Origin of the sequence: Lentzea sp. NPDC004782, from assembly GCF_040609115.1 — a bacterium.
Lineage (GTDB): Bacteria > Actinomycetota > Actinomycetes > Mycobacteriales > Pseudonocardiaceae > Lentzea.
Genome location: NZ_JBEXJN010000014.1, coordinates 43,949 through 55,621, shown reverse-complemented (window position 1 = coordinate 55,621; position 11,673 = coordinate 43,949). Strand labels below are relative to the sequence as shown.

Annotated in this window: 13 protein-coding genes; 8 read left to right on the top strand and 5 right to left on the bottom strand. The window is 70.2% G+C overall.

The annotated features are described in order from the left end of the window. Positions 1-16: 16 nt before the first annotated feature. On the top strand, positions 17-547 hold the full coding sequence (locus ABZV40_RS15475) for a CGNR zinc finger domain-containing protein (RefSeq protein ID WP_355440776.1): 531 nt from the start codon (positions 17-19) through the stop codon (positions 545-547). Here the strand turns inward: ABZV40_RS15475 and ABZV40_RS15470 are convergent. Further along, positions 520-1,716, bottom strand: coding sequence for a DUF445 domain-containing protein (locus tag ABZV40_RS15470; RefSeq protein ID WP_355441089.1), 1,197 nt, complete (start codon positions 1,714-1,716; stop codon positions 520-522). The two genes, ABZV40_RS15475 and ABZV40_RS15470, sit on opposite strands and share 28 nt — an antisense overlap. An 80-nt stretch (positions 1,717-1,796) precedes the next feature. Between ABZV40_RS15470 and ABZV40_RS15465 the strand changes: the two genes are divergently transcribed. From ABZV40_RS15465 to ABZV40_RS15450, 4 genes are all read left to right on the top strand, one after another. Continuing rightward, positions 1,797-2,960, top strand: a complete 1,164-nt coding sequence (locus ABZV40_RS15465) for a pyridoxal phosphate-dependent aminotransferase (protein WP_355440773.1) — start codon at positions 1,797-1,799, stop codon at positions 2,958-2,960. Positions 2,961-3,056: 96 nt separating this feature from the next. After that, the gene (locus tag ABZV40_RS15460) at positions 3,057-3,587 is read left to right on the top strand and encodes a sigma-70 family RNA polymerase sigma factor (protein ID WP_355440770.1); all 531 of its coding nucleotides are present in this window, start codon (positions 3,057-3,059) and stop codon (positions 3,585-3,587) included. Beyond that, a complete protein-coding gene (locus tag ABZV40_RS15455) occupies positions 3,584-3,943 on the top strand; it encodes a hypothetical protein (RefSeq protein ID WP_355440767.1) in 360 nt (119 codons plus the stop codon). The genes ABZV40_RS15460 and ABZV40_RS15455 overlap by 4 nt, the downstream gene beginning before the upstream one ends. Beyond that, positions 3,940-5,967, top strand: coding sequence for a CHAT domain-containing protein (locus ABZV40_RS15450; protein ID WP_355440763.1), 2,028 nt, complete (start codon positions 3,940-3,942; stop codon positions 5,965-5,967). The genes ABZV40_RS15455 and ABZV40_RS15450 overlap by 4 nt, the downstream gene beginning before the upstream one ends. Here the strand turns inward: ABZV40_RS15450 and ABZV40_RS15445 are convergent. Then, on the bottom strand, positions 5,898-6,584 hold the full coding sequence (locus ABZV40_RS15445) for a hypothetical protein (RefSeq protein ID WP_355440760.1): 687 nt from the start codon (positions 6,582-6,584) through the stop codon (positions 5,898-5,900). The genes ABZV40_RS15450 and ABZV40_RS15445 overlap by 70 nt on opposite strands. A gap of 405 nt (positions 6,585-6,989) precedes the next feature. Between ABZV40_RS15445 and ABZV40_RS15440 the strand changes: the two genes are divergently transcribed. Then, complete coding sequence (locus ABZV40_RS15440; RefSeq protein WP_355440758.1) at positions 6,990-7,775, top strand: hypothetical protein; 786 nt, start codon at positions 6,990-6,992, stop codon at positions 7,773-7,775. 298 nt (positions 7,776-8,073) lie between these two features. On the opposite strand, the gene ABZV40_RS15435 is transcribed toward ABZV40_RS15440, so the two are convergent. Beyond that, positions 8,074-9,510: a PLP-dependent aminotransferase family protein gene (locus ABZV40_RS15435; protein ID WP_355440756.1), complete on the bottom strand. Its 1,437-nt coding sequence runs from the start codon at positions 9,508-9,510 to the stop codon at positions 8,074-8,076. A gap of 61 nt (positions 9,511-9,571) precedes the next feature. Between ABZV40_RS15435 and ABZV40_RS15430 the strand changes: the two genes are divergently transcribed. Next, entirely contained in the window at positions 9,572-10,210 is a 639-nt protein-coding gene (locus tag ABZV40_RS15430) for a hypothetical protein (protein WP_355440754.1), read from the top strand. Here the strand turns inward: ABZV40_RS15430 and ABZV40_RS15425 are convergent. Both ABZV40_RS15425 and ABZV40_RS15420 read right to left on the bottom strand, forming a co-directional pair. Next, positions 10,176-10,703 carry a Clp protease N-terminal domain-containing protein gene (locus tag ABZV40_RS15425; RefSeq protein ID WP_355440751.1) on the bottom strand — a complete coding sequence of 176 codons (528 nt, stop codon included), beginning with the start codon at positions 10,701-10,703 and terminating at the stop codon, positions 10,176-10,178. The genes ABZV40_RS15430 and ABZV40_RS15425 overlap by 35 nt on opposite strands. Continuing rightward, complete coding sequence (locus ABZV40_RS15420) at positions 10,700-10,909, bottom strand: helix-turn-helix domain-containing protein (RefSeq protein WP_112227042.1); 210 nt, start codon at positions 10,907-10,909, stop codon at positions 10,700-10,702. Before ABZV40_RS15420 ends, ABZV40_RS15425 begins: the two co-directional genes overlap by 4 nt. A gap of 61 nt (positions 10,910-10,970) precedes the next feature. Between ABZV40_RS15420 and ABZV40_RS15415 the strand changes: the two genes are divergently transcribed. Then, positions 10,971-11,672, top strand: a complete 702-nt coding sequence (locus tag ABZV40_RS15415; protein WP_355440748.1) for a hypothetical protein — start codon at positions 10,971-10,973, stop codon at positions 11,670-11,672. The last annotated feature ends 1 nt before the right edge of the window (position 11,673 follow it).

Genomic DNA, 11,673 nt, shown 5'->3' with positions numbered 1-11,673 from the left:
ACACCCGGTGTATTCATTGGATGCCCTGACGGGCAACCGCCGTGGCGCCTACAGTGGTGGGGTGACTGGTCTGACTGTCGGCTGGGATCACGACGTCGAGCTGCTGCTCGACTTCCTGAACACTCGACACGTACTGGACAGTGAAGCCTCCTGGCGCGCGTGGGTGACCGAGCGCGGCCTCGGGCGGAGCGGGGAAATCGCACAGGCGCGCGCCGCGCGAGCGGCACTGCGGTCGTCGATCGAGGGGTCGTCAGGCCCCCAGACCGCGGCGGGGGTCGTTCACGTCGAACTGACCGACGGCGTGCCGGTGTTGTCCAGCTCGGATGCTTTGGGTGCCGTCCTCGCGGCGTCCGCCCGCCTCGCGGTGCTGGGGTCCTGGGAGCGCTTCAAGATCTGTCCTGCTGACGACTGCCTGCGTGCGTTCTTCGACCGCTCGCGCAACCGCTCGCGCACCTGGTGCTCGATGCAGGTGTGCGGCAACCGCGAGAAGGCGCGCACGTTCCGAAAACGATCCCGGGCTCAGAACAACGCGTTGGCCACCGTGTAGATCACGAGGCCGGCGAGCGCGCCGACCACGGTGCCGTTGATCCGGATGAACTGCAGGTCCCTGCCGACCTGCAGCTCGATCTTGCGCGAGGTCTCCTCCGCGTCCCAGCGCTCGACCGTGTCCGTGATCAACGTGGTGATCTCCGCGCGGTAGTTGCTCACGACGTAGCCGGCGGCCTGCTCCAGCCAGCCGTCGACCTTGGCGCGCAGGTCGGGGTCCTCGGTGAGGTTCGTGCCGAGCGTGATCAACCCCTGGGTGACGCGCTTGCGCAGCTCGCTGGACGGGTCCTCGGCAGCGTCGATGAGCATCTTCTTCGCCGTGCCCCACGCGCTGCTGATGAGCTTCTGCACGTCCGGGTGACCGATCACCTGCTGCTTGACCTGCTCGGCCCGCTGCATGGTGGCCGGGTCGTCCTGCATGTCCGCGGAGAACTCCAGCAGGAACTGGTCCACGGCGAGCCGCATCGGGTGGTTGACGTCGGTCTTGACCGCCCACGCGAAGTTGACCAGCTCGGTGTAGACCTTGTCGCCGAGCAGCGCGTCGACGAACTTGGGCGACCAGGTGGGCGCGCGGTCGGTGACGATCAGGCTGACCTTGTCGTGGTTGTCCCGCACCCACTCGTAGGCCCGGTCGCACATGAGGTCGACGAGCTTGTGGTGCGCGCCGTCGGTCAGCACCTGGTTGAGCAGCTTGCCCAGCGGCGGACCCCACGGCTTCTCCGTCACCCGCTTGACGATCGCGTGTTCGAGGACGGCCTGGACCTCCTCGTCCCTGAGCACGGTGATCGCGCCCTTGATGACGTTCGCGAGCTCGGTGGTGATGCGTTCGGCGTTCTCCGGCTGCTTCACCCACGCACCCGCGCGCTCCGCTATGCCCGCCCGCCGCAGCTTGTCCTGCACCACCTCCGGGCTCAGGAAGTTGACGCCCACGAAGTCGCCGAGCGTCTTGCCGAACATGTTCTTGCGGGTGGGGATGATCGCGGTGTGCGGGATGGGCAGGCCGAGCGGGCGCCGGAACAGAGCCGTGACGGCGAACCAGTCCGCGAGCGCGCCGACCATGCCGGCCTCGGCCGCGGCCCGCACGTAGCCGACCCACGCACCCTCGAACGCGTGCGTGCCGAAGAAGATGACCGTCGCACCTATCAGGAAGCTTGACGCGACGAGCTTCATGCGGCGCAGGTCGGTGCGCTTCTGCTGGTCAGCGGCGGTCAGTTGCTCCACACGTCCATTGTCCGTGAAGATCCTGCCTTGTGCGGGTACCAGCGCTAGTCCCCCGGTTGCAGCCGTTCACGTCGACCATCTTCGCGGAGATGACGGCGTTGGCCGTGCAGCACGACGCCGTCAACCTCGGTCAGGGCTTCCCCGACACCGACGGCCCCGAGTCGATGTTGGAAGCGGCCCGTTCGGCGATCTCCGCCGGCGTGAACCAGTACCCGCCGGGTCCCGGCATGCCGGTGCTGCGCGCCGCCGTCGCCGCGCACCGCTCGCGGTACGGGCTCTCGTACGACCCGGACTCCGAGATCCTCGTGACCGTCGGCGCCACCGAGGCGATCGCGGCCTCGTTGCTGGCGTTGGTCGAGCCGGGTGACGAAGTGATCCTGATCGAGCCCTACTACGACTCCTACGCCGCTTCCGTGGCGATGGCCGGGGCGACGCGGGTGACGGTCGGTCTGCGCGAGGACGAGTCCGGGCGGCTGGCGCTCGACGTGGAGGCGCTGCGGGCCGCGGTGACGCCGCGGACGCGTGCGGTGCTGGTCAACTCGCCGCACAACCCGACCGGGACCGTGTTCCGCTTGGAGGAGCTCCAAGCCATCGCGGCGCTGTGCGTCGAGCACGACCTGTTGGCGATCACCGACGAGGTGTACGAGCACCTGGTCTTCGACGGACTCACGCACATTCCGCTGGCCTCGCTGCCGGGGATGGCCTCGCGCACGTTGTCGATCTCGGGTGCGGGCAAGACGTTCAACTGCACCGGCTGGAAGATCGGCTGGGCGTGCGGGCCCGCCGAGCTGGTGTCGGCCGTCCGCGCGGCCAAGCAGTTCATGACCTTCGTGGGCGGGGCGCCGTTCCAGCCCGCCGTCGCGCACGCCCTGACCACCGAGCTGGACTGGGTCACCTCGTTGCGCGACTCGTTGGCGTCGAAGCGCGCGCGTCTGGCCGAGGGGCTGCGTGCGGCCGGGTTCGAGGTGCGGTCGTCGGAGGGCACGTACTTCATCTGTGCCGATGTCCGTCCGCTCGGGTACACGGACGGTCTGGCGTTGTGCCGCGAGCTGCCGGCCAAGATCGGGGTCGCCGCGGTGCCGGTGCAGGTGTTCACGGACCACCCCGCGGACTGGCAGCACCTGATCCGCTTCGCGTTCTGCAAGCAGGACGCGGTGATCGACGAGGCCGTGGAGCGACTCCACAAGCTGTAGTTGTCCACAGGTGTGGATGAGTTTCTCCACACCTGTGGACAACCCACTTTCGGGTGAGGCGTGGAGCCTCGACGCGCGGGTTCGACTCCAAATGGCATGGACTCGAACACTGAGGTCGTACTCGCCGCCCGTGCCGGACTGACCGGTTGGGACGCCCTGGTCGAGCGCTACTCGCGACTGGTCTGGTCGGTGCCCAGATCGTTCCGCCTGAGCCACGCCGACGCGGCTGATGTCTATCAGTGCACCTGGCTCTGCCTGGCCGAACACCTGACGCGGATCCGTCGGCCCGAGCGGCTCGGTGCGTGGCTGGTCCGTACCGCCACACGCCAGTCCATCGCCGTTCTGCGCACCCGCGGCCGCGAGGTTTCGCTCGACCGGTGGGAGCCGGTGTCGGTGCTTCCCCAGCCCGACGAGGTCGTGGTGACGAACGACCGGCAGCGGCGCCTGTGGACCGCGCTCATGACCTTGAACGAGCGGTGCCAGCGGCTGCTGTGCATCGCTGCCCACAGCCCGGAGCTGAGTTGTGCACAGGTTGCCGACGCCCTGGGGATGAACGTGTCGAGCGTGGGCCGGACCCGCACGCGATGTCTGTCCGCGCTGCGCCGGAAGCTGGAGGGCCTGCGATGAGGGACCCGTTGCTCGACGAGATCGCCGGACTGTTCCGCTTCGACGTGCCGCCGCCCGTTCTGGCGCCGCGGCCGACCGGTCTCGAACCGATGGAGGCTGTCGACGAACCCGTGCGCGGACCGTCCCGGCAGCTGGTGTTCCACACCGGGGCCGGTCGGCTGTACCTGCAGCTCGACGGCACGCGCCTGACCGGTGTGCTCGACGACAAGGGGGTGTCCGTCGAGGTCCGGTCGCCCGCGTCGGTTCGGGCACTCCGCCCGGACGCCGAGGGCTGGTTCCGCGCCGACGTCACGCCCGGTCCGCTGTGCGTGACCGTGCCCGAGCTGGGGCTGACGACGGGGTGGTTCGTCGCATGAGCGCCAGCGCCGATCCGCGGGCCACGATCGCGGCCACCGAGGTCCGCGGCACGAAGGCCCAGCGTGCCGATGCCCTGCACGACCTGAGCGTCGCCCACGCGGAACTGGGCGACCTCGACGTCGCCGCGCGGTTCGCCCAGCGCGGGCTGCGGCTCACCGGTGAGGCGCGGTTCCACCTCACACTGGCGTGGGTCGAGCTGGACCGGGGACGCCGCAAGCAGAGCCTTCGGCACCTCGACCTCGCCACGCCGCTGCTGCGGGGCCGGGAGTTGGCGCGAGCGCGGTGCCTGCGCGGGCTGCACCTCTGCAGCGAACCCCGGTTGGCGATCGCCGAGCTGACGGCGGTCATCAGGGACCTGCGGCGGTACGGCGACGACCGCTGGCTCGCCAACGCGCTGGTCGGGCGCGGGATCGCCCGGTGCAACGCCACGAAGCTGGCGGCGGCCGAGTCGGACTTCGCCGCCGCGCAGACGTTGCTGCAGGCCATCGGTGAACCGGGGCGGGCCGCGATGTGCCTGCACAACAGGGGATTCGTCGCGATGCTCGCCGGTGATCTGCCGCTCGCCCTGCGGCGGTACGAGGACGCGGCGAAGGCGGGTCTCGACTCGACGAGCCGGCCGGAGGCGCTCGTCGACAGGGCCGAGGCGCTGCTCGCGGCCGGGCTGACCGCAGAGGCGCGGCGAGTGCTGACGCCCGCGCTGGAACTGTTGCGCCGGTGCGGGCGGCACGTGCCGGAGCTGGCCGTGCTGAGCGCGCGTTGTGCCCTCCGCGACGGAGATCCGGCACCCGCGCTGAAGCACGGCGGCACCGACGTCGAGTTCATGCTGGCCGCCGGGAAGCTCGATGCCGTTGCGGCACATCGGTTTCGCGGACCTGCGCAGACGCGGGCGCTCGGGTGGCTCGCGCAGGCGCGGCGGTCGGACCGGCGGGGTGCGCTCGCCGCCTGCCGGGCCGGGCTGCGGGTGCTCGACGAGCACCACGGCGACTGGCCGCGCCGGGAGCTCACCGGGCACGCGCTCGGGCTCGCCCGCACGGCACGCGAGGTGCTGCACTGGTCGGAACGGCATCGCTGCTCGGTTCCGTTGCCTTCCAACGAACCGGGGCTCGCGGAGGCGCTCGCGCGGCTGCGGCGGGCGCGGGCGTTCGGGCTGCCGGTGGAGCCTCTGGAACGGGACGTCCGCAGGCTGACGCTCGCCACCGCACGACGGGCGAGGCATCAGCCGGTCGAACCGCCCGAACTGCCGTTGGTCAGCTTTGTGTTCCACAAAGGACAAATGCGCGCGGTCACCGTGCTGAACGGCCGCACCCGTCTGCGCCACATCGCCGATCCGGCCGAGCTGGTGCGGGAGGCCAGGCTGGCGCTCAAGGCCGGGCGGGCGGCGCCCGAACTGCTGCCCGACGTCGACGAGCTGGTGGTGATCCCCGACGGCGTCCTGCACGGGATGCCGTGGGCCGCGCTCGGCCGCCGGATCCACGTCATCCCGTCGCTGCGGCATTGGCGTCCACCGAGTCGCGGTGGCCGACGGGTCTGGGTCGCCGGACCGCGGTTGCGGCACGAGGAGGTGACCGCGCTCCACCGAAAGCACGGCGGAACGATCCTCCGGTCCACAGTGGAGTCCACTTTGCGCGGACTGGAGGGCGCGGGAATCGCGCACATCGCGGCACACGGTCACGTCCACCCCGAGAACCCGTTGTTCTCGCACCTGGAACTCGACGACGGTCCGCTGTACGGCTACGACATCGCCAGGATCGCGGACCCGCCGGAGATCGTCGTCCTGTCGGCGTGCGAGTCGGGTCTGGCCCGCGCGTTCCTCGACGCCGGCAGCCGAGCGGTCATCGCGAGCGTGCTGCCGGTGCCGGACGCGCAGGTCAGCGAGACCATGGCCGAGGTGCACCGCCTCGTCGACCACCCCGCCGAAGCCGCACGGGCCGTCGCCCACCTCGGCTTCAGCTGCTACGGCACCGGAACCAGGGTCGCGGCGTGCAGGGCGGCCGCGAACGACGTGCCGGTGCACAAGGCCTGACCGGAACCCACCGTGGCCGGCACGTCCACCCCGTCGACGACGACGTCCACCCACGGACCGTGACTCGAAAACGGAGCCGAAGCACCCACGGCGGTCACAGCGGACAGGGCGGCGGGCCACCACGGGCGCGTGGAGGCACCGTTGCCCGCCGCAGCCACCACGTTGCGACCGCAGGAGGCCAGGACCGGCGGGCATTCGTCGTTGAACGAATAGGTGCCGGACGCGACCAGGACGACGGGGAGCGAACGGGTGGCCCGCAGGGCGGCGGCGAGGGTGAGGTCGTCGCCGAAGCCCGTGGCGGAGAGCACCGGGAACGGGCGGACGGACGCGCCGTGGTGGCGCAGGACACCGGCGACGAGCAGGCCGTGCGGCGCGTCGAGCGGCGTGTCCAGCAGGGCGACGGTGCCCTCGCCGAGGAGTTCCGGCAGGCGTCCGCCGACGACCGGGCGGGAGGTGCCGATCATGATCGGGCAGGCCAGGTGGACGTGGTTCGGGGTCGCGCCGACCTCTCTGGCGATGTCCACGACGCGGGTCCGGTCGGGTGCTTTCGTGTACATGCGGATGGCGCCCGCGGCGATCTCCTCGTGCGAGTAGACGCCTCGCAAACGCTTGCGCACAGTGGGTGCATCCGACGGAAGCACGACGAGTTCCCCTGAACGGACCAAACACTCGTTTGGCCCCGCCGGATCGTGCACGAGTACCGGGCCGAGCGCACGCGAGGCGTGATCGACCAGCTCAGAGAGGCTGTTGACCTGCTTTGGCGCGTCCACATCGGACACCATCCCCCGGCGCGACACGGTCCACAGGGGAGCGAGGCGCAATGTCACTCGATCCGATGACGACACACACGGTGTTCATGCCCGATCCGGGCAACCCGGACAGCCGCACGAGAACGCCCTTCCGAGTGTTTTGCGCCGAGTTGGTTCGCAAAGCCACCCACCAGTGCTAGACATAGCTCAACGTCGACCTCCGACGGCGCTGTGCGTTGGCGGTGACCTGAACGGTGGACGGGTGGTGATCCTGTGGCTGGTGGTGGAGCTCGTGCACTGCTGCTGCGGGCCGCTGCGCTCGGCGGGTTCACCGCCGCCGCCTGGCTGCTGAGCGGGACCGACGCGTCCGCCGACACGGAGCAACCGCCGGCCGTCGAGATCACCGCCGAGGCGCCCCAGCTGCTGCAGGACCCCGCCGGCTGGGCGAAGGCGCTCACGAACACCGTGCTCGAACGCCACCAGGTGCAGAAGCTCGCGCCGCCTCCCGTGGCGAGCCAGCCGCAGCCCGCCGACGACCAGCCCGCCGAGGAGAACGACGGGCCCGCCCTCGACTTCTCCGGCGGCACGCAGAGCAACACCCGGTCCGGCACGGTGACGAACCAGGCGCCGCCCGAGGTGATGAAGGCGAAGGCGCAGGCCCGTGCCGCCGCCAAGGCCGCGAAGGCCGCTGCCGAGGCCCCACCACCGCCGCCTCCGCCCGCCCCGAAGCCCGTTCCGGTCAAAAAGGTCGTGCCGCAGCTGCTGCCCGACCTGCCGGTGGTGCACGTCACGAAGACCGAACCGAAGCCGGCGAGCGAGCTCAACTGGACCGCACCCGGCCCCGAGGCGCCGCTGCCCGCACCGCAGCAGGCGCCCGTCGTCGCGACGGCGTCCGCGTCGTCCGGCCACACCGACAACTCCGGCGGCACGCGCGGCGTGCTCGCCGTTCTGACGTCGCACAACTCGCTGTTCCCGCCGACCAGGTGGTCGGTGGAGGAACGCCGCGACGGTCGCTCTCCTGGCAGCCTTCCCGGCCTGCCGAGCACGTCACCCGACTGAGTCAGACGGGACAGCTCTGCCCTCTGCGCGATTTGTGACCGTCTAGTTCCGTCGCGCGCATAACTCCTTCCCGCATTTCCCGTTGTACGCAAGGAACCCAGTCTTCCTGACCTGCCAACCGCGCCCTGGCAGGTCGGGTCTGGTCCGAGTGCCGCGCTGCCCCCGCAGTTCTCGGACCGCACGGGAAAACCTGCGGACGGGGAACGTCAATCCCTGGGACGTTCCCCGCCGCAGGTCAACCCGGTGGCAAGTTCGTCGGCCCGGTCTCCACCGCTGCGGGAGACCGGGCTGACGTGTCTCACGCGACGGGGACCGCGAGGTCCGCGTCCGCCGGAAACCCTGTTCCGGCAACGGTTGCAGCCGCCACACCCAAACGGCCGATGGCTTCGCGCAGCACTTCGGACGATTGCGTGTACGGCACTCGGAGCATGTTCTCGCACCCGCCGTGCACAGCGAACCGCGGACCGGGGACGAGCCGCAGGCCGTGGTTCTGCGCCACGACAGCGATACGCGTGCTCACCGGACCGTCGAGCGCACACCACACCCCAAGACCACCGCCCGGCACCCTGAAGCTCCACTGTGGACAATGTTCGCGCAGAGCAGCGACGGTCACGTCCCGTTGCTCACGAGCTTCCGCACGTCGTTGTCGCAGCACGGTTTCCGGTGTTTCCAGCAACGACGCCAGCACGAGCTGCTCGAACACCGGCGTGCCGAGGTCGATCGCCGCCCGCGTCGACAGCAACCGGTGCACGATGTCCGGTGACGCCCTGATCCAGCCGATCCGCAGTCCACCCCAGTGCGACTTGCTCGCGGATCCCAGCGTCACCACCGAATCCCCGCCGAACGCGGCCATCGGCAACGGCTGGTCCACCGGATCGAGCGCCAGCTCCACCAGCGTCTCGTCGACGACCACCGGTGTACGAGCCTTGCGCAGCACGGCGGAAAGCGCTTCCCGCTGCGCGGACGACATCAGCGACCCGGTCGGGTTCTGGAAGTCCGGGATCAGATAGGCCAACCTGGGGCCCGCCTGCCGCAGCGCGGCCTCGAACCCGTCCACGTCCCACGCACCGGACAGCATCGGCACCGGCACGGGGATGCCGAACGACGCCCGCACCGCCTCCAACGCGTTGGGGTAGCTCGGTTGCTCCACCAGGACGCGATCTCCTGGTCCGATGAACAGCCGCAGCACCAACGCCCACGCGTGCTGGGCCCCCGACGTCACGACGATCTGGTCGGGAGAGGTCGGCAGTCCACGTGCGACATACCGGCCCGCGATCCGTTGCCGCAGCAGGAGAATCCCCCGTTCGTCGTACCCGTGCGACGCGAGGTGCTCCGGCATTTGTCCCATCGCCACGTCCATTGCCACCCGCAACGACGGCAACGCGGGCGGCGCGGCCCGGGACAGATCGATCAACGTGTCGTCGAAGCCCGTGATCCCACCCCCGCCCCCGACCGGTCCGTTGATCCACGACCCGGACCCGCGCCGCGACTCCACGACCCCTTCAGCCCGCAGCTGGTCGAGCGCGGCGGTGATCGTCGTCCGGCTCACCGGCAACGCGTCGGTGAGCTCGCGCTCGGACGGCAACCGGGTGCCGACGGGCAACCGGCCGTCGGCGACCAGCAACTTCAGCGCCGCGGCGAGATCCGCCGAACCCTGCCGGGCACCGCCGCGGCGCCACGACCCGAGCAACCGCGCGAGCCGGGCACCCGATACACGTCCACCTGGTGGGAGCATGAGGCCAATTATCGCGGATTGGCTATGGATTACCAGGCCAATCGCAACTCAGTATGGCCACATGGCCACCTTGACCGCACTCCACCAGGTCCCCGTCCGGATCGCGCCCGCTCGGCGCCTCTCCCAGCTCTTCGCAGGTCTGTGGCTCTACGGCGCGAGCATGGCGATGCAGATCCGCGCGACGCTCGGCCTCGACCCGTGGGACGTGCTCCACGAGGGCCTCACGAAGCGGACCGGGCTCAGCTTCGGCCTGATCACCGCGATCACCGGCGCCGTCGTGCTGCTGGCGTGGATCCCGTTGAGACAGAAACCAGGCATCGGCACCATCGCCAACGTCGTGCTCATCGCGGTCAGCGTCGACGTGTCGCTCGCGATCATCCCCGCGCCGCAGGAACTCCTGCCCAGGATCGTGCTGCTCACGCTGGGCATCGTGCTGAACGCGGTCGCCTTCGCCGCGTACGTCGGCTCACGTCTCGGGCCAGGCCCGCGCGACGGCATGGTCACCGGATTCTGCCGCCGCACGGGCATCTCGCTGCGCCTCACCCGAACCGTGATCGAGCTGCTCGTGCTCGGCACCGGCTGGCTGCTGGGCGGCACCGTCGGCGTCGGCACGATCCTGTACGCGATCGGCATCGGCCCGCTCTCGCAGCTCTTCCTGCCAGGGCTCACGTGGCGCGAGCGCTCGCAGCCCGCTTCCTGATCTCCGCGTAGGTGACGCCGCGCTCCGCGAGCACCTCCGCCACGATTCCCTTGCCCTGCAACAACGCCAGCAGAATGTGCTCGGCACCGAGGTAGTTGTGGCGGAGGTCGCGAGCCTCGCGCAGCGCGTTCTCCAGCGCCTTCTTGAACGCGGGTTCCAGCGGCAGGCCGAACCACCGCCGGCGCTTCCCCGACCGCAGCACTCCCGACCCGAGCGACTGCTCCACCGAGTCGATCACCGCATCGACGTCGATTCCCAAGCCCCGCAACGCTTCCGTGTCGGCCTTGGTCAGCCCGCCCTTGCGCCGGTAGTCGCGGAAGACGGGCTCCAGCTCCTCGCGCGACAGGTCGAAGCCGACCAGCACCGGTGCGTCGAGCAACGCCAGCAACAGGTGTTCCACGCCGACCTCGCCGGCCCGCGCCCGTTCCGCGTCCCGCACCGCCGCCTTCACGGCTTCGCGGGCTTCTTTGGTGAACCGTTCCGCGATCATCATCGACCCCCGTGCTTCTTGTGCACCGCCTGGCGGGAGACCCCGAGCTCCGCCGCGATGTCCTGCCACGACCAGCCCTGGGCCCGCGCACTGCGGACCTGGACGGCCTCCAGATGTTCCAAAAGTCGCCGCAAGGCGCTGACGGCCCGCAACCCGACCTTCGGGTCGCGGTCTCCAGCCGCCGTGGCGAGATCCGTCGCTTCAGTCATGATGTCAACGTACGTTGACAGCGGGCAGATGTCAACTCGAGTTGACACGTACGGTGAGACCGTGAAGATCGAGACCGCTGAGCAGGGGGCTCCGGGACGAGTCACCGAGGACCGGATCCGCGTGCTGCCCAACGCGGTCGTGGTGCTCGACGGGGTCACGTCACGCAGGCCGCCGGACCGCAACGGCGGTTGGTACGCCACCCAGCTCGCCGACGAACTGGCCCGGCTGATCACCGACGCGGACCCGCTCACCGACCTGCTGGCCCAGGCCATCTCGAACCTCGTGCGGCGACACGACCTCGTACCGGGCGACTCCCCGTCCGCCACCGCGGCGATCGTGCGCTGGACGGACACGACCATCGACGCGCTCGTCCTGTGCGACACCCCGGTTGTCGCGTTCGGACAGTCGACGCGCGTGCTCGAAGACACCCGGCTCGCGGACCTCCGGCCGGACCCGGACATCCTCAGGTGGAAGAACAAGCCGGGCGGGTACTGGGTCGCCGAGGCCGAACCCGTTGCAGCACACCAGGCTCTGACCGCGAGCTGGCCGCGCGCCGAGATCGGGAAGGTGATCGCCGCCACCGACGGCGTCTCATGTGGAGTGTCGGAGTACGGGCTCTTCTCCTGGGAGGACCTCGCGGAAATGCCGTTGGGCGAAGCGCTCGACCGAATCCGCGAAGCCGAGCGCGGTGATTCGGAGCACAAGCGTTGGCCGCGCTACAAAACCCACGACGACCAGGCGATCGCGCGGATCAGCCCGTAAC

Coding starts and splice junctions, on each gene's coding strand:
- ABZV40_RS15470 (WP_355441089.1), bottom strand. CDS start 1,716: ATGAAGCTCGTCGCGTCAAGCTTCCTGATAGGTGCGACGGTCATCTTC.
- ABZV40_RS15460 (WP_355440770.1), top strand. CDS start 3,057: ATGGACTCGAACACTGAGGTCGTACTCGCCGCCCGTGCCGGACTGACC.
- ABZV40_RS15455 (WP_355440767.1), top strand. CDS start 3,584: ATGAGGGACCCGTTGCTCGACGAGATCGCCGGACTGTTCCGCTTCGAC.
- ABZV40_RS15450 (WP_355440763.1), top strand. CDS start 3,940: ATGAGCGCCAGCGCCGATCCGCGGGCCACGATCGCGGCCACCGAGGTC.
- ABZV40_RS15435 (WP_355440756.1), bottom strand. CDS start 9,510: ATGCTCCCACCAGGTGGACGTGTATCGGGTGCCCGGCTCGCGCGGTTG.
- ABZV40_RS15430 (WP_355440754.1), top strand. CDS start 9,572: ATGGCCACCTTGACCGCACTCCACCAGGTCCCCGTCCGGATCGCGCCC.
- ABZV40_RS15425 (WP_355440751.1), bottom strand. CDS start 10,703: ATGATGATCGCGGAACGGTTCACCAAAGAAGCCCGCGAAGCCGTGAAG.
- ABZV40_RS15420 (WP_112227042.1), bottom strand. CDS start 10,909: ATGACTGAAGCGACGGATCTCGCCACGGCGGCTGGAGACCGCGACCCG.